Source organism: Streptomyces argenteolus (assembly GCF_042902585.1).
In the GTDB taxonomy this organism is placed as follows: Bacteria; Actinomycetota; Actinomycetes; order Streptomycetales; family Streptomycetaceae; genus Streptomyces; species Streptomyces argenteolus.
Window position 1 is genome coordinate 510,611 of sequence record NZ_JBIBEG010000004.1, and the last position, 16,967, is coordinate 527,577.

15 protein-coding genes are annotated in these 16,967 nt (G+C 72.3%); 6 read left to right on the plus strand and 9 right to left on the minus strand.

Annotation, left to right across the window (positions count from 1 at the left end):
- Positions 1–7: 7 nt before the first annotated feature.
- Genes ACFY8O_RS18200 through ACFY8O_RS18225 form a run of 6 tightly spaced genes read right to left on the minus strand, consistent with a single transcriptional unit; the run spans position 8 to position 5,353 of the window.
- Positions 8–763 carry an SDR family oxidoreductase gene (locus ACFY8O_RS18200; protein ID WP_387903457.1) on the minus strand — a complete coding sequence of 252 codons (756 nt, stop codon included), beginning with the start codon at positions 761–763 and terminating at the stop codon, positions 8–10.
- Positions 756–1,277, minus strand: a complete 522-nt coding sequence (locus ACFY8O_RS18205) for a cupin domain-containing protein (protein ID WP_073749699.1) — start codon at positions 1,275–1,277, stop codon at positions 756–758. The genes ACFY8O_RS18200 and ACFY8O_RS18205 overlap by 8 nt, the downstream gene beginning before the upstream one ends.
- Positions 1,268–2,074: an alpha/beta fold hydrolase gene (locus ACFY8O_RS18210; RefSeq protein WP_387903461.1), complete on the minus strand. Its 807-nt coding sequence runs from the start codon at positions 2,072–2,074 to the stop codon at positions 1,268–1,270. Before ACFY8O_RS18210 ends, ACFY8O_RS18205 begins: the two co-directional genes overlap by 10 nt.
- Complete coding sequence (locus tag ACFY8O_RS18215) at positions 2,071–2,868, minus strand: aspartate dehydrogenase domain-containing protein (RefSeq protein ID WP_387903464.1); 798 nt, start codon at positions 2,866–2,868, stop codon at positions 2,071–2,073. Before ACFY8O_RS18215 ends, ACFY8O_RS18210 begins: the two co-directional genes overlap by 4 nt.
- Positions 2,865–3,842: a VOC family protein gene (locus ACFY8O_RS18220; RefSeq protein WP_387903467.1), complete on the minus strand. Its 978-nt coding sequence runs from the start codon at positions 3,840–3,842 to the stop codon at positions 2,865–2,867. Before ACFY8O_RS18220 ends, ACFY8O_RS18215 begins: the two co-directional genes overlap by 4 nt.
- 29 nt (positions 3,843–3,871) lie before the next feature.
- Positions 3,872–5,353, minus strand: coding sequence for an aldehyde dehydrogenase (locus ACFY8O_RS18225; protein WP_387903470.1), 1,482 nt, complete (start codon positions 5,351–5,353; stop codon positions 3,872–3,874).
- Positions 5,354–5,640: 287 nt separating this feature from the next.
- Here ACFY8O_RS18225 and ACFY8O_RS18230 point away from each other — a divergent pair, with 287 nt between their 5' ends.
- Positions 5,641–7,008 (plus strand): MFS transporter, encoded by a 1,368-nt coding sequence (locus tag ACFY8O_RS18230; protein WP_145811410.1) that lies wholly within the window; start codon positions 5,641–5,643, stop codon positions 7,006–7,008.
- Positions 7,009–7,044: 36 nt separating this feature from the next.
- Here ACFY8O_RS18230 and ACFY8O_RS18235 read toward each other — a convergent pair whose 3' ends face one another.
- Together ACFY8O_RS18235 and ACFY8O_RS18240 are read right to left on the minus strand one after the other, a co-directional pair.
- Positions 7,045–8,388: a TetR/AcrR family transcriptional regulator gene (locus tag ACFY8O_RS18235; protein WP_387903473.1), complete on the minus strand. Its 1,344-nt coding sequence runs from the start codon at positions 8,386–8,388 to the stop codon at positions 7,045–7,047.
- Positions 8,389–8,436: 48 nt separating this feature from the next.
- Complete coding sequence (locus ACFY8O_RS18240; protein WP_387903475.1) at positions 8,437–9,546, minus strand: XdhC family protein; 1,110 nt, start codon at positions 9,544–9,546, stop codon at positions 8,437–8,439.
- Between the two features lie 161 nt (positions 9,547–9,707).
- On the opposite strand from ACFY8O_RS18240, the gene ACFY8O_RS18245 reads away from it, so the two are divergent.
- The 5 genes from ACFY8O_RS18245 to ACFY8O_RS18265 all read left to right on the plus strand — a co-directional run bounded on the left by ACFY8O_RS18245 (position 9,708) and on the right by ACFY8O_RS18265 (position 14,779).
- Positions 9,708–10,577, plus strand: a complete 870-nt coding sequence (locus ACFY8O_RS18245) for an FAD binding domain-containing protein (RefSeq protein WP_387903477.1) — start codon at positions 9,708–9,710, stop codon at positions 10,575–10,577.
- The gene (locus ACFY8O_RS18250; protein ID WP_387903480.1) at positions 10,577–11,113 is read left to right on the plus strand and encodes a (2Fe-2S)-binding protein; all 537 of its coding nucleotides are present in this window, start codon (positions 10,577–10,579) and stop codon (positions 11,111–11,113) included. Before ACFY8O_RS18245 ends, ACFY8O_RS18250 begins: the two co-directional genes overlap by 1 nt.
- Before the next feature lie 5 nt (positions 11,114–11,118).
- Entirely contained in the window at positions 11,119–13,500 is a 2,382-nt protein-coding gene (locus ACFY8O_RS18255) for a xanthine dehydrogenase family protein molybdopterin-binding subunit (RefSeq protein ID WP_387903482.1), read from the plus strand.
- Positions 13,501–13,536: 36 nt separating this feature from the next.
- Positions 13,537–14,157 (plus strand): SRPBCC family protein, encoded by a 621-nt coding sequence (locus ACFY8O_RS18260; protein WP_145811399.1) that lies wholly within the window; start codon positions 13,537–13,539, stop codon positions 14,155–14,157.
- Between the two features lie 82 nt (positions 14,158–14,239).
- A complete protein-coding gene (locus ACFY8O_RS18265) occupies positions 14,240–14,779 on the plus strand; it encodes a MarR family winged helix-turn-helix transcriptional regulator (RefSeq protein ID WP_387903485.1) in 540 nt (179 codons plus the stop codon).
- A gap of 106 nt (positions 14,780–14,885) precedes the next feature.
- Here the strand turns inward: ACFY8O_RS18265 and ACFY8O_RS18270 are convergent, their stop codons facing one another.
- Positions 14,886–16,616, minus strand: coding sequence for a pentapeptide repeat-containing protein (locus ACFY8O_RS18270; RefSeq protein WP_387903488.1), 1,731 nt, complete (start codon positions 16,614–16,616; stop codon positions 14,886–14,888).
- Positions 16,617–16,967 lie beyond the last annotated feature (351 nt).

Genomic DNA, 16,967 nt, shown 5'->3' on the forward strand with positions numbered 1-16,967 from the left:
CTGCGGTTCAGTTCATGGTGAAGCCGCCGTTGACGGCGATCACCTGTCCGGTCAGATAGCGGGACTCCTCGGCGAGCAGGAAGGAGACGATCCCGGTGAGGTCGTCCGGCTGCTGCGGCCGGGAGATGGCCCGGTTGATGCGGTAGAGGTCGTGCCGCTCGGCGGGCACGGTCTCGGTGGCCTCGCACTCGGTGAGGCCGGGGGCCACCGCGTTGACGGTGATCCCCTTCTCGCCGAGTTCGCGTGCCATGGCGCGGGTCAGCGCGATGACGGCGCCCTTGGAGGCGATGTAGTGAGCGAGGCGCGGGGAGCCGTACAGGGCCGCGTCCGAGGCGATGTTGACGATGCGGCCGGGTGAGGTGAAGAGCGGGTGGAGCGCCTTCGACACCAGCCAGGGGCTGCGGGCGTTGACCGCCATCAGCCGGTCCCAGACCTCGATGTCGATGTCCTGGAACTCCTTGCCGCCCACACCGTTGGCGAGCGCCGCGTTGTTGACCAGGCCGTACAGCGGGCCGAGCCCTCGCACCGCTTCGGCGAGCGCCTCGACCGACGCGGGGTCGGCGACGTCACAGCGTACGAAGTGGGCGTCGATGCCCTCGGCGCGCAGTCCTTCGGCCGCGCGCTCCCCGCGCTCACGCTCCAGCTCGGCGAGGACGACCCGGAAGCCGTCGGTGCCCGCCCGGCGGGCCATGGCCAGTCCCAGGCCACGGCCCGCTCCGGTGACGACGACGGTCCGCCGGCCTGCCGGGGGCAGGTCAGCCACGGGTGACGCCGTGCATCGGCGAGTACTCGGGGTAGGTCGGCACCTGCGGCTTCTGCGTCCCGATGACGACGCAGAACAGGGCGTCGGTGTCGCCCTCGTTCTTCAGGGACCGGGTCACGCCGGCGGGGACGACGATCATGTCGCGGTACCCGAGGGTGCGGTACTCGGCCTCGTCGGCGCCGCGGTGGATGCCGACCTTGACCTCGCCCTCCAGGACGAAGAAGGCCTCCTCCACGTCGTGGTGGGTGTGGGCCGGGCCCTCGGCACCGGGCGGCAGCAGCATGTTGGAGAAGGTGAATCCGCCGGACGGCAGGATGCGGCTGTCGCTCTCGTGGTTGCCGGTCGCGCCGGAGCCGACGTAGCGGATCTGGCCGCGGCGGAACTGCGGGCCGGCCTTCTCCTGGAAGGAGAGGGTGTCGAAGTCGGCGACCCGGGAGGCCTTGGTGGCGATGAGCGAGTCGGTGTACGCGGAGAGGTCGTCGCCGTTGTCGTACGCGTCGGTGGTCAGAGGCATGGTGAGGGCTCCTGTTCGGGGATGGCGGCGGTGATGCGGAGGTGGGAGAGCACCCAGGCGTTGAAGTGGCCCGGCTGCTCCTGGTTGGCCAGGTGACCGGCGTCCTTGACGATCACGTAGGCGGTCTTGTGGATGGCCCCGGCGATGGCCTGGCTCGCCTCGATGCCGGTGACCCCGTCCTGCTCGCCGCAGAGGACGAGGGTGGGGGCGGCGATCGAGGGGAGGTCGGCGCGCAGGTCCGCGGAGGCCATGGACTCGGCGGCGTAGGCGTAGCCCGGCAGCCGTACCGAGGCGGCCATGGTGTCCACGACGCGGCGTACGAGCTCGTCCGGGGCGCCGGGTGACACCAGGCGCGGGCCCCGGGCCTCCGCGAAGGCGCGGGGGCCGAGCTCGGCGAGGTCGGCGGCCCTGGCCCGCATGCCCGCGGCCTTGGCCTCGTCGGTGCCGGATCCGGGGCTGGAGTCAGCGATGATCAGCGAGTCGACGAGCTCGGGATGGCGGGCCGCGAGCCGCAGCGCGATCACTCCGCCCCAGGACACACCGAGGACGTGCGCGGTGGTGGCACGTTCCCGGATGAGGGCTGCCGCGGTGTCGGCGAAGTCGTCGAGCCCCAGCGGTGCATCGGGGTCGGGCGACGTGGCGTAACCGGGTGCGTCCCAGGCCACGACCCGTACGTAGGAGGAGAGTTCGGCGAGCTGCGGGGCGAAGGCCGCCGAGGAGGAGCCGATGCCGTGCAGGCAGAGCAGCAGGGGCCCCTGGTCGCCCGCCTCCTCGACGTGGACGTGGACGGCGCTCACAGGATCTGCCCGGTCCGGCCGGCGAGCGCGGCGAGGCTGCGCAGGACGGCGTACGGCACCACCTGGCTGGTGGCCGGGTTGCCCGGGTCGGGGAGGTGCGCGACCTCGAAGCGGTACGCGCCGTGGGCGCCGGACGCCTCGATCACATGGCGGGTGTGGTGGGCCGCCGGGTCGGCGACGACCTGGACCCGCACAGTGTCCAGGTCGCCGACGGCCAGCGCGACCGAGGCGGCCACGTTCGTCGACTTGGGGAACTTGACCGGCACGTCACGGGCCGTGCCGGACATGACCTCGACGGGGCCGGTCGCCTCGCGCATCCGGCTCAGCAACTCCTCGTCCATCCAGGGCTGTTCGAGGGTCGAGGGCAGCTTGGTCGTGGTCAGCCGGACCTCGTCGAGCGGGCCCAGGGTGCGCACCGCCTGGAGCAGGTCGAGGCCGCCGACGGCGCCGCCCGTGAAGTACACCCGGCCGGGGCCCGCGGCCAGCAGCCGCTTGGCGAGCTCGTCGTCGGTCAGCGCTCCGGTGGAGGCGACCAGCAGATCGGTGCCGGATTCCAGCACCCGCTCGCCCCACTCGCGTACGACGCCTTGACCCGCGGCCTCGACGACCAGGTCGCAGAGCTCCAGTGCCTCCTCGAAGGTGGCCTGGCGCACGGGGGCGGCCTCGCCGAGCGGGCGGTTGTCCACGACGCAGACCAGTTCGGCGCCGGTCACGCGGCCTTCGGCGAGCGCGGTTCCTACGACCCGGCCGATGGCCCCCCAGCCGACGACGGCGACCTTGCGTACGGTGCTCATGCGGTGGCCTCCTGGGCGTCGAGGGGAGTGAGCGGGCCGGGGCCCTGGGCATCGAGGGGGGCGAGCGGGCCGGGGTCCGGGGAGCCGGCCATGCTGCAGCGGATCTCCTTCGACGGCGGGCCCGCCGTCCCCCACAGGTCGGACAGTTCGGGGACCCTGCGCCATACGCGGGCGATCCAGGCGTCCTCGACGATCTGGGCGACCTCGGAGGTGTATTCGCAGACCAGCCCGGACGGGTCGGTGAAGTACGAGAAGGTGTTGTTGCCGGGGCCGTGGCGTCCGGGTCCCCACTGCGGGGTGATGCCGTGGTGGCGCAGCCGTCCGAGGCCCCGCATGAAGTGGTCGACCGAGGTCATCTCGTACGCCACGTGGTTCAGCGAGGTCCACTCGGCCTGGTTGAAGGCGATGCAGTGGTGGTCGCTGTTGCAGCGCAGGAACGCCATCTGGTGCTCGGACCAGTCGGAGACGCGCAGGCCGAGTACGTCGCAGTAGAAGGCGACGGCGGCGTCGATGTCGGTGGTGTTGAGCACGGCGTGCGTCACCCCGACGGGGACGGCGCCGTCCCGGCCGCGTGGGGCGACGGCCTCGACCTGGGCGCTGATCTCGATGAGGCGCCCCTCGGGATCCGTGAACCTGAGCCCGTAGCCGCCGCCGGCCTGTTCCAGCGGGCCGGGTCCGGCGACGGGCACGAGGGCGCGTGCCTCCAGGCGTCGTGCGGCCTCGTCGACCTCGGCGGGGGTCGCGACGGCGAAGGCGATGCGGCCGAGGCCGACCCTGTCCCGCTGGGTCAGGTGCAGGACGTGGTGCTCGTCGCTCGTACCGCGCAGCCAGCGGGCGCCGGTGTCGGACTCGACGGTCTCCAGGCCCCAGACGTCCTCGTAGAAGCCGGCGGCCTCGGTGAAGGCCGGGGTGTGCAGCTCGACGTAGCGCAGCGAGCGGAGCCGGGCGATCGGACCGGGCGGTGGATGGTGCATGAATCCTCCAGGACGGGCAGGGTGCCGGGTCAGTTGGCCCAGGGAAGCGGGTGGTCCGAGATGCCCCAGTACAGGGACTTCTGACGCTGGTAGGCGCGGATCGCGTCGCGGCCCTTCTCCGTGCCGAGACCGCTGTCCTTCCACCCGCTGAAGGGGGTGGAGGCGCTGAACTGCTTGTACGTGTTGATCCAGACGGTTCCGGCCTCGATCCGGCGCGCGAGCCGCCCGGCCGCCCGGAGGTCGCGGGTCCAGATGCCGCAGGCCAGGCCGTAGACGGAGTCGTTCGCCTGGCGGACCAGGTCGTCCTCGTCGTCGTAAGGCAGGGCGACCAGGACCGGGCCGAAGATCTCCTCCTGACAGGTGCGCGAGGTGTTCGCGAGCCCGTCGAGCACGGTCGGCAGGTAGTACGCCCCGCCCTCGTAGGGCTCACCCTCGGGCGCCGCACCGCCGCACAGCACGCGCGCGCCCTCGGATCGGGCGAGGTCGACGTAGGCGGCGACGGAGTCACGGTGACGGTGATGGACCAACGGCCCCACCTGGGTGGCCGGGTCGGTGCCGGGGCCGACCCGCAGCTTGCGTACGCGCTCGACGAGTTCACCGACGAAGGAGTCGTAGATCTCGCGCGCCACGAAGAGCCGGGAGCCGGCGATGCAGGACTGACCGCTGGACGAGAAGATCCCGAACAGCACTCCGGCCAGGGCCTGTTCGACGTCGGCGTCGGCACGCACGATCGTCGGGGACTTGCCGCCCAGCTCCAGCGAGGCGGGGATCAGCTTCCGGGCGGCGATCTCGGCGATCGACCGCCCGGTCTCCGTACCTCCGGTGAAACCGATCCGGCCGACCAGGGGGTGGCGTACGAGTGCGTCCCCCACCACCCTTCCGCTCCCCGGCAGCACGGAGAGCAGGGCGGGCGGGAGCCGGAACTCCGCGAGCGCCCGGGAGATGAGGCGCCCGAGCGCCAGGGAGACCAGGGGGGTCCAGGCGGCGGGCTTGAGGACGACCGCGTTGCCTGCCGCGAGGGCGGGGGCGATCTTCTGTGCGTCGCTGGCGACCGGGGAGTTCCAGGGGTTGATCGCTCCGACGACACCGATGGGTTCGTGCGTGCTCACGGTGACGTACGCGCCCCGGGAGGGCGTGACGGATTCCTCGGCGGTCTCCAGGACGGCCGCCATGTAGCGGAAGGTGCCAGCGGCGCTGAGCGCGAGGGCCCGGGTCTCGGTGAGGGTCTTGCCGGTGTCGGCCGTCTGCACGGCGGAGAGCTCGTCCGCCGCCTGCTCGGTGAGCTCGCCGATCCGGTGCAGCAGCCGGGCCCGCTCGTGGGCGGGCAGATCGCGCCAGGCGGGGTCCGCCACGGCCGCCGCGGCGGCTTCGACCGCTTCGTCGACCTCCCGGGCCGAGGCGGCGTGGACGGTGGCGAGAACGCGGCCGGTGGCCGGGTCGACCGTGTCGACGGGCTCGCCCGCGCCGCGCCGCCACTGGCCCGCGATCAGGATGTCGGTGGAGAACTGCACGGGTGGACCTCCGGGCGAGGCGGAATGGGGTGGACTCCGGTGACGGACAGGCTCGTTGCGGACAACCACCGGACTGCCGAAGTACTAGAAATCTAAGCGCTTAAGTTTCTCGACACAAGACCCCGAGGTGAAATCGTTGCCGGGAAGTCCTTGAGCACCGCATCCGCGGCATCGATGATGGTGGCCGAGTCGCAGGGGCCCAGCTTCCTAAGCTCTTAACTATTGACCGCTTAGGTATTCGACCCTACTGTCTCCGCAACTCATCTGCCCGCGGAAGGATCCCCTCCATGACGACTGTGGCCGGCAAGCCAGCACTCGGTTCCATAGCGGCACGACTTGAACGGCTGCCGCACTCGCGCTGGCACATCAAGGTCCGGTTCCTCATCGGGGCCGTCACCTTCTTCGAGGCGTTCGACCAGCTCCTGGCCGCCTCCGCACTGCCTGTCCTGATGAAGGAATGGGATCTCACCACCGGGCAGGCGACGTTCGCCGTCACCTCCGCCTCGGTCGGCATGCTGCTCGGCGCCCTGGTCGCGGGCTGGCTGGGCGACCACATCGGCCGGGTGCGCACGGTCGCCCTCGGCGTCGCGGTGACGGGTGCGGCCAGCCTCGCCGTCGCCTTCTCGGGCAGCATCGAGACCTTCTCGCTCTTCCGCTTCGTGCAGGGTCTCGGCATCGGCGGCGTCGTGCCGGTCGCGGCGACGTACATCAACGAGATCGCCCGGTCCGACAAACGGGGCCGCTTCGTGCTGCTGTACGAGATGATCTTCCCGGCCGGGCTCGCGGCGGCCACGCTGCTCGCCGTCTGGGTGGTCCCCTCCTTCGGCTGGCGCGCGATGTTCGTCGTCGGCGCCCTGCCGGTCCTGATCGCCGCACTGCTGCCCCGCCATGTCGAGGAGTCCCCGCGCTGGCTGCTGTCGCGTGGCCGCACGGCCGAGGCGGAGGCCGCCATCGCCCGGATCGAGGCCCAGGTCGCCCGCGCCACCGCGGAGGAGCTCCCCGCCCCGGCCCCCTCGGCGGACGCGCAGGAGGAGCCCAAGGGCACCCTGATGGACCTGTTCCGGGGGCGTTACCTGCGGCGCACGGCGGTGCTGTCCGGGCTGTGGTTCGTGGCGTACTACGTGAACCACGGCATCTCCACCTGGCTCCCTTCGCTCTACACGAAGGAGTTCGACCTGGACCTCACCACCGCGCTCGTCTACACACTGCTCAGCAACATCACCGGCCTGCTGGGCACCTTCGTCGTGGCCATGCTGGTCGACCGCATCGGCCGCAGGCCGGCGCTGATCGGCGCGTTCGTCGGCACCGTGCTCTCGCTCGGCGTGCTCGCGGTCGCCGGCGCGACCTCGGGCGGCCAGGTCGCCCTGTTCGCCTCCTGCACGACCTTCTTCCTGTACGCGATCAACGCCGGCCTCTACCTCTACTCCCCCGAGATGTACCCGACGTTCAACCGGGCCAAGGGCGCGGCGTTCGGTGGTCTGTGGAACCGGATCGGCGTGATTCTGGGCCCGGTGACGGTCGGCGCGATCATCGGGTCGGGCGGCAGCCTCGCCCTGGTCTTCGCGCAGCTCGCCGTGATGGGCGCGGTGGGTGCGGTGATCGCCTGGTTCGCCATCGAGACCAAGGGCAAGACCTTGGAGGAGCTCAACTCCTGACGAATCCGCTTCGGGGCCGGCGGCCGGAGACAGTACTCACTGCTCCTGGCCACCGGCCCCGAGCGTTTTCCCGAGGGACCCCAGCAGCTCGGTGAGCTGCCGCCGGTCCCCGGGTGCCATTCCGGCCAGCAGCTCCCGCTCCTGCGCGGCCCGCACCTCTGCCACCCGGCCGGTGAGCTCCAGGCCCTGCGCCGTGAGGCACAGCCGGACGATCCGGCGGTCCCCGCTGTCGCGCTCCCGCCGGATGAGGCCCGCCTCCGCCAGCCGGTCGGCCTGCTGGGTGAGCCCTCCGGCGCGGACCGCGCCCGCCGCCGCGACCTCGCCCATCGTCATCCGGTAGGGCGCTCCCGCTTCCCGCAGAGCGGCCAGCACGTCGTACGCGGCCAGGCTGACGCCGTGGGCGCGCAGGGCCCGTCCGACGGCCAGCTGATGACGCGCGGCGCAGTCGTTCAGCAGCGCGAACAGGGATCGGGGCGTCCCGGCCGTCCGCTCGGGCGCGGGTGCGCCGGCACCGGCGTGCGGGGCGGCCGGTGGGGGGCCTGCGGAAGGAACGGGGCGCGGAAGGGCCCTCCCCGAGGCATCTCCCGCTGCGGGCCGGCCTGCCCAGGATGCGCCGGGCACCGAAGCGCCCGCCGCCGGGTCGCCCGGCACGGAAGCGCCCGCCACCGGTTCGCCCGCCGTGGAGTCGCTCCGCGACGGCGCCCCGGGGGGCCCGCCGAACGCGGCGGCCAGCACCTCCGTCAGCGCCGGCGCCAGCTCCGCCGTCGGCACGGACGCCGCGGGTTCGTGCGCGAAGACGTAGCGCTCCATGATGACGCCGAAGAGGACGCTGCGGATCATCGACGCCCGTACGTCCGCCTCGGCCCCCGTGCCGATCACCTGCGCCAGAGGTTCCCCCACCTGCCTGTCGAGGATCGTGCGCAGCATCTCCGCGCTCGGCGGGTGACTGACCGCCGAGCGGATCAGGGCGGGCCAGGGGTCGTCGGCGGGCAGCCGGTCCCACCGGTCGAGGTAGGCGCGGGCCAGCACGCCCGGCACATCTCCCGGCCCGGCGCCCGGCCCGGCCCCCGCGGCGGCGGCGAGTACGTCTGTGCCCACCCCGGCCCCGCCGGCGACCGCCGCGCCGAACAGGCCGTCCTTGGTACCGAAGTACGCCATCACGAGGCCGGGCGTCACACCCGCCTCCGCCGCGATGGCGCGTACCCCCACCCCCCTGTAGCCGTGTGCGCCGAACAGGCGCCGTGCCGCGTCGAGCACCGCCCTGCGGTTGCCTTCCGGGTCGTGGGAGCCGGGGCGGCGCTGTGAGCCCGCCTCGGGCACCCCTGCCCCAGAGCGGCCCTCGGACCGCCGCCGCTTCTCGCTCTTGCTCTCTGGATCCACATGCCTCAGATTAAACGGGTGTTCAGAAAAACAGTCGTTCAAAACGAGTCACGTACGGTGCACGGGCCCTGTCCCGGCGGTGAGCGGCAGGCCGCCCCCGCCACGGCGCACGGCGACGACCTCCGCCAGCACGGAGAGCGCGGTCTCCTCGGGACCCCGGCCGCCGAGGTCGAGGCCGATCGGCGAGCACAGACGGGCAAGTTCGGCCTCGGACACGCCCGCCGCAAGCAGCCGCGCGCTCCGGTCCTCGTGCGTGCGGCGGCTCCCCATGGCCCCTACGTAGCCCGCGTCGCTGCGGAGCGCGAGGGTCAGGACCGGCAGGTCGTAGCGGTGGTCGTGCGTCAGCACGCACACCGCGGTCGAGGCGTCGACCAGGTGCTCGTGGGCCCGGAACCAGCGGTCCGGCAGGTCGCGCACCACCTCGTCGGCGGCCGGGAAGCGACGGGCATCGGCGAACGAGGGCCGGGCGTCGCAGACCGTGACGCGGTACCCGAGGGCCGCCCCGAACTCCGCCAGGGGCCGCGCGAACTCTGAGGCCCCGAAGATCATCAGTCGCGGCCTGACGGCGAAGGACTGCACCAGCAACCGCCGCTCAGGGACGCAGTCCGGCGCCACGCCGCCGGGACCGTCCGCCCGGCCCTCCCCCACGGTCAGCGGACCGCTCTCGCCCCGGCCGAGCATGCCCTCGGCCGCGAGCGCGGCGGCCCGGTCCACGGCCGGATCTCCGAGTGAGCCGTTCACGGTACCGCCCCCCACGGCCAGTGCGCCCACCCCGTCGGCAGGCGTGACCAGCGCGACCGGGACACCTGCCGCGAGGTCCGCCGAGACCCGGTCGAGCGGCACCTCGGCACGTACCTCCCGGATCAGCACCTGGATCGTCCCGCCGCAGGTCAGACCCACCGCGAAGGCGTCCTCGTCACCGACGCCCCAGCGCTCGACGACCGGTGGCCCGCCCGCGAACACCTCCTCCGCCGCAGCAACGACCGCGGCCTCGACGCAGCCACCGGAGACACTGCCGACGATGCGGCCGTCCTCGGCCACCAGCATCGAGGTGCCGGGGCCGTGCGGGGCCGAGCCCCAGGCACGCACCACGGTCGCCATCACACAGCGGGTGCCGGACCTCTGCCAGGCCGCCGCCTGGTCGATGACATGTCGCATTTCGCTCACCTCGGGCCATGAAATCTGCGAGAACCTCTTGCCAACGAGAAACTTTAGTGTAAATCATTTTAGGTACTAGATAGATCTGTGCGTGTCGATCTCCCGTGCATCCGCAGAGCGCCACGGCGTGACGACCATCCGAGAGGCCCGGTGGCAGCAGATTGAAACCCACACCGTTCGACTACACAGCCCCGCGCACCGTCGCCGAGGCCGTCGCCCTCCTCGCCGATCCGGCCCGGGACGCCAAGGTCGTGGCGGGCGGCCAGTCCCTGATACCCATGCTCAACATGCGCCTCGCGCGCCCCGAGCTGCTCGTGGACATCACCCGCATACCGGACCTGGCCGCACTGACCGTCGATCCCTCCGGGGCCCTGCACATCGGCGCCGCCGTCAGGCAGGCGCGAGCCGCGGCCGATCCCTCCGTCCGGCGCGGGTGGCCCCTGCTGGCCGCCGCGATCGAGCGCATCGGCCATCCGCAGATCCGCAGTCGCGGTACGGTCTGCGGCAGCCTCGCCCATCACGATCCGGCCGCCGAACTGCCGACCGCCGCCCGGGCTCTGGACGCCCGCTTCGTGATCACCGGCCCCCGTGGCAGCCGTACCGTCTCCGCCGGGGATTTCTTCGTGGCCACGTTCTCCACCGCCGTCGAACCCGACGAGCTCCTCACGGAGGTCGTCGTGCCCCCACCCCCGGCCGGGTGCGGCTGGGCGTTCGAGGAACTCACCCGTCGGCACGGCGACTTCGCGACCGTCGGGGTGGCCGTGCTGCTGGAACGGGACTCCGGCTCGGGCACGGTCCGCACGGCGCGCGTCGTCTTCAGCGGGGCCGGCCCCGTGCCGGTACGCCTGCACACCGCAGAGGACGCCCTCATCGGCACCGGCGTCGGCAAGGAGGCCCTTGCCGCCGCGTCCCGCGCCGCGCTGGCAGGACTGACCCCCTCGGACGACGTCCACGCGAGCGCCGGCCACCGGCGCGAGACCGCCGCCCACCTCCTCGTCCGCGCCTGTACCACCGCCTGGGAGCGCAGCTGATGACCCCTCGTCCAACGGCCCCCCTCACCGCCGCGGCCCCGCCCCTGTCCGAACCCTCCGGCTGGCACCGGATCGAGCTCACCGTGAACGGCGAGCAGATCACCGCCGAGGTCGAGTCCCGGCTTCTGCTGAGCGACTTCCTCCGGGACCGTCTCCGCCTCACCGGAACCCATGTCGGCTGTGAGCACGGGGTGTGCGGGGCATGCACCGTGCTCGTCGACGACGAACCGGTACGCACCTGCCTGACCCTGGCCGTGCAGTGCGAGGGGGCGGTGATCCGCACCGTCGAGAGCCTCGCCCCCGGCGACGCCCCCCTGTCGCCCGTCCAGCGCGCCTTCCACGAGTGCCACGGCATGCAGTGCGGTTTCTGCACCCCGGGATTCGTCATGACCGCCACCGCGCTGACCGAGCAGCCCGAACGCCCCGGCACCGAGCAGGTCGCCGACGCGCTCAGCGGGCATCTGTGCCGGTGCACCGGCTACCGCAACATCCGCCGTGCCGTGTGCCAGGCACTCGACGAGCGCTTCGGGGAGTGACCCGTATGTCCCGTGATGGTGAACCGCAGGACAACCGCTGGATCGGCCGGGCCGTTCCCCGCGTCGAGGACGACCGGCTGCTGCGCGGTGACGGCCGCTACGTCGACGACATAGCCCTGCCGGGCGGCGTCGAGGCGGCGTTCCTGCGCAGCCCGCACGCCCACGCCCGTATCGAGTCCATCGATGTGAAGGCGGCGCTGGAGGCGCCCGGTGTCGTGGCGGTGTGGACCGGCGAGGACGTGGCCGGCCTGCCGCCGATGCTCAACAAGGAGGAGCTGCGCACCCCGCCGGGACTCGCGGCGATCCTGGACCCGACGGTCCGGATGACGCCGATGCCCCTCCTCGCGGACGGCACGGTGCTCTACGTCGGCCAGCCCGTCGCCCTGGTCCTGGCCGAGAACCGCTATCTCGCCGAAGACGCGCTCGAACTCGTCGACGTCCGCTACGCCCCGCTGCCCGTACTGGTCGACCCCGAGGAGGCGCTGACGGAGCAGGCGCCCCTGCTGCACGGGGACCTCCCGGACAACACGGCGGTGGCCGTCCACGCCCGCGTCGGCGACCCGGACACCGCCTTCGCCTCCGCGCACACCGTGGTGAGCGAGCGGTTCGAGGCGCACCGCTATGTGGCGTCGCCGATCGAGACCCGTGCGGTGTCGGCCCGGGTGGACCCGTACAGCGACCGGCTGACGGTCTGGTCGGGGACGCAGACGCCCCACCGGCTGCGCGAGGCGATCGCCCACACGCTCGGCCTCGCGGCCGACACGGTCCACGTGATCGCGGCCGACGTGGGTGGCGGCTTCGGCCAGAAGGGCATCCTCTACGTCGAGGAACTCCTCGTGCCGTACGCCGCACGTCTGCTCGGCCGTCCCGTGCTGTGGCGTGAGGACCGCAACGAGAACCTCACCGCCTCCTCGCACGCCCGCGAGCAGATCCATCTGATCGAGCTCGCCGCGGACGCCGAGGGCCACATCGTCGGCGTGCGCGACCGGATCACGGTGAACTTCGGCGCGTACAACATGACCGGCCTCGTGGTGCCGTACAACTCGCTGTGCCATCTCCTCGGCCCCTACCGCGTCCCGCACGTCGACATCGACGTGACCGGGGTGCTCACGAACACCACCTTCGCGACGCCCTACCGGGGCGCGGGCAGGCCGGAGACGGTCTTCGCCATGGAACGCGCGATGGACCGGCTCGCCGCCGAGCTGGGCATCGCGCCCGAGGAGCTCCGGGCGCGCAATCTGATCGGCCCGGACGAGATGCCCTACGCCACCGGTCTGGTGGACCGCTCGGGCAGCCCGCAGTCCTACGACTCCGGCGACTTCCCCGAACTCCTGCGCCGCGCCGTGGCGAAGGCGGACGTGGAGGGGGTGCGAGCCCGGCAGCGTGCGGGCGGCCGGGACGGCAGGCACCTCGGCATCGGCTTCGCGATGTACATCGAGGCCACCGGTCTCGGGCCGTTCGAGACGGCCCGCATCGACATCGCCCCCACCGGGCGTGTGCGTCTGGCCATCGGTGCCCCGTCCCAGGGGCAGGGCCACCGGACGTCCATGGCGCAGATAGCCGCCGACGCCCTCGGCGTCCCGATCGGCGTCATCGACGTGACGGGCGGCGACACCGAGGCCACCCCGTTCGGTGTCGGTACCATCGCCAGCCGGGCCCTGGTCAACGCGGGCAACGCCACGCACCGGGCCGGGCGGCTGGTCCGCGAGAAGATCATCGACGCGGCGGCACGCCGCCTCGGTGTCCCGGCCGGCAGCCTCGACCTGAGTGACGGGGTGGTGGCCTCGAAGGAACCGGGCGGCCCCTCGATCGACCTGACGGAGCTGGCCGGACGCGCGGCACTGCCCGGGACACCCGAACCCGCCGACGGACGGCACGGCACCGAACTCAGCGAGACCGTGCATTTCCGGCCGCCCGGTTTCGCCGTCGCGAGCGGCGCGCACGCGGCGGTCGTCGAGGTCGACGAGCACACGGGCGCGGTCGAGATCCTGCACTACGTCGTCGTCCACGACGCGGGCGTCATCGTCAACCCGATGATCGCCGAGGGCCAGGTGACCGGCGGGATCGCGCAGGGGATCGGCGGTGCCCTGTACGAGGAGATGGTCTACGGCCCCGACGGGCAGCCCAGGACCGGCACCTACATGGACTACCTGGTGCCGACCTCCTCGGAGATCCCCGACCTCGACATGGACGAGATCCACACCCCGAGTCCGATGAACGACCTCGGCGTCAAGGGGCTCGGAGAGGGCGGCGCGATCGCCCCGCAGGCCGTGCTCGCCAACGCCGTCGAGGACGCGCTGCGCCCCTTCGGCGCGGTCGTGCGCCGGGGCCCGCTCTCACCGAGCCGGGTGCGCGACCTGATCCGCCCGTCGGTCACGCCCGGCTGACCCGCACCACCACCCCCGAACCCAGGATGGGAACCCATGCAGCTCGACCACTCGTTCACCGTTCCGGCGGACCCCGACGACGCGTGGAAGCTCTTCCACGACCTCGGCCGGGTAGCGCCCTGTATGCCCGGCGCCGTACTGGACACGCTCGACGGTGACGCCTTCACCGGCCGGGTCAAGGTCAAGATCGGTGCGGTGCAGATGAGTTACCGCGGGGAGGGCACCGTCACGCGTGACGAGGCCGCGCGGTCGATGCACCTCGACCTCAGCGGCAGCGAGACCCGGGGCGCGGGGACCGCGTCCGCGACGGTCACCGCGACGCTGACGGCGGGCGCCGACGGCACCCGTGTCCACGTACGCACGGATCTCGACATCACCGGCCGCCCCGCGCAGTTCGGCAGGGGCATCATGACCGAGGTCGGGGACCGGCTGGTCCAGCAGTTCGCCGGCCGCCTGGAGGATCTGCTGCGGGACGGCGGTCCCGGGCCCGAGGGCATCGCGAGCACGGCACCCGCGCCGTTCCCGGCGGAGCCGGAGGCGGTGGACCTCGGCGCGGCCGCGCTGCCGGTCCTGCTGAGGAAGGCGGCCGTGCCCGCTGCCGCCGTGCTCGCCGCCGTCGTCCTGATCAGGGTGCTGCGGGGGCGCTCGCGCGGCTGATCCCCGTATCGCCTCAGCGGTAAGATTCTCAGTACCGTGAGAAGCCGGAGGGACGCCGGCCCGCGCCGTACGAGGGGATGAGATGGCAGCTGCAAGGCCTGCGGACCAGGACGCCGTGGCGAAGGTGGTCGCTGACTGGGCCCGGGAGCGGCCGGAGCTGGACACGAGCCCGCTCGAGGTCCTCGCCCGGCTCCACCGCTCCTTCCTGCGCTACAGCACCGGCCTCACCGAGTCCGTCGAGCGGCACGGCCTGTCCGTGGCGGGCTTCGACGTGCTGACGGCGCTGCGCAGGTCGGGCGAGCCCTACCGGCTGACGGCGGGGCAGCTCGCCGACTCCGGACTCGTGTCGTCCGCCGGGGTGACCCTGCGCATCGACCGGCTGGAGAAGGACGGCCTGATCGTGCGTGAACGCGACACCCAGGACCGCCGCGTGGTGTACTCCCGCCTCACCGAGAAGGGCCTCGCCACGGTGGACACGGCGTTCGTCGAGCACCTCGACAACGAGAACCGCATGCTCGCAGGGCTGTCCCCTTCCGAACGCCGGCAACTCGCGCGGCTCCTGCGCAAGCTGGAGATCTCGATCCTCGACGCCGACGAGGAGCGGGCCGGCGCGGCGCAGTAGCCGGGCTCCGGCTTCCAGATGGGGGACTCCTCGGCGCCCGGCGACGCTCCCGGCGCCCGCCCCTCGGCCTCGCGGCGGCTCGCAGCGGGACCGAGGGGGGGCCTCGTCAGCGTTTCACGCGGTTGCGGACCGCCAGGACGGCAAGACCCAGCAGGACGGGTTCCGTGAGGCGGGAGGCCATCTCGCTGTAAGTGCCGACGGTGGTGAGCTCTTGGCCGGACGAGCGGAAGACCACGGAGTTGATCACTACCCGCACGGCCTTCTCGAAGCGCTCGGTGGTGAGACGACCGGCCACCGGCCCGGCGGGGTTGACCGGGTCCGGGGTCTCGGTGACGAAGGCGATGTCCTGCCCCACCGCCACCTGCCTGCCCTTGGTCAGAGGCTTCGGATCATCGGCCGGCAGCCCCCACAGCATCATCACCAACAGCGTGCCGGTCATGGCCGTCAGCAGCCAGATCAGGGCACGAGAGGCCCGCAACCCGTAGCCGCTCAGGGCCCAGTACGAGGTCAGCAGGGCACGTTCCGGCATCGTCCTGCTCGCGTCGTTGCGGCGCATCTCCATCTCACCGTAGTAGAAGTCCGCCGCGTCGGGCTCGTTCCTGCCGTCCTCCAGTGACTTGCGCAGTTGCCGGTACAGCGCGGCGATCGCGGCCGGCCGCAGGCCGGGGGTACCGTCCGGTGCCTTTGTCCAGCCACGTCTTCGTCCAGGCGTCCGGCCGGCCCGAGCGCGCCAGTGATGCTCCTCGGCCAGCACTTTGCGAGGGCTCCACAGCCGCCTCGTAGCGGTGGGGGGCACGGCGAAGGTGCACCAGCCGTCCACCCGCAGCTGGTCGAGATGGACGGCGCCCGCGAACCGGCAGGCGCTCAGGTCGATGTCGTGCAGCATCAGGTGCGCCGCGTCCACCCCGTTCACGGAAACCAGCCGCACGCCGGGGTCGCCGGGGAGCCCGTCCTCCGGCAGCGGGTGCGAGCCGCCGACGGCGAACGGAGTGGCCCGGGCCGCGACCGTCACCGGGTACTCACACACCGCGTCGGTCAGATCCAGCTCGGCATGGCGCAGCCGCAGGGTCGCCGTCGAGGCAAAGCGGGTCCGTCCGCCGTCCAGACCGGAGGCCGCCGCTTCGATGACGACCGGACCGTCGAACACCGCGTTCCGCAGTGAAAGCGTCTGACGGCTCACCAGCGGCCCCAGGACCGGAAGCATGGCGAAGTGAGCCCAGCCGAATGACACGCCGCACTCGAAACGGGCCCCCGAGAAGGTCGCCCGCCCCCCGAACTCAGCAGAGGTGAAGCTCGTTTCGCTGTCGAAACGCACGTGGTTGAAATCGGCCTCGCCGTCGAACCCTGCGCCGTCGAACTGCACCGTGCCGAACCTCGCGCCGCCCATCCAGGCCACGTCGTGGAATCGGGCGCCGAGAAACTCGGCCTCGCCGTGGAAACGCGCTCCGTAGAACAGCGCCTGGCCCTCGAACCGCGCCTGCACGAAGCTCGACTCGTCCTCGAAGCAGGCGTCGGCGAAGTCCGCCGGTCCCGCGAAGCGAGTCCTGCGGAACCCCGCGAAGCGCAGGAACCGCGCAGCACGGAAGTGAGCCTCCGAGGAGAATTCGGCTTCGTGGAAAAAGGCCCCGTCGGGAAAGACCGCCTCCTCGAACCGGGCGCGCCCCAGGATCGGGTGGCGGCTCTCCGGATCGCGCACGGCCAGAAGCAGTTCGCCCAGCAGGGCTCGGCCGAGGGTGGTACCGCGGTGATCGATGTCGGCTCCGGGATGCAGCGATGCCAGATAGACGGCACGGTCGGCGGACTCCAGGTGTGCCAGGCAGTCGCTGTGACCCGTCACGGGCGTGCCACAGCAGTCGGGACGGCCGCAGCCGTAGGAATACCGTCGTTCGGGGTTCGAAGGCGAAGGCGTCATGCCTCGATGACGTTCCGCGGGGTTCCGCGGTTGCCTGACCCCTGTGCGATGCCCTGGCCAGGTCAGACCTGCGCGACCGCAGCCGCAGAGCGGCGCCTCTCCCGGGCGTTCCCGATGCGCACCAGCCGGCGGCACCGGGGCCGGGTTCCGGAGGGGCGCGAGGTCCGGCCACCGCCCCGGCCTCTCGAGTGGGCGCGAGGCCACATGACCGAAGCGCTTCCGTCCCGACGGGTCCGGACGGACGGCACCGAGTGCATGATCAAAATCTGGTGCGGT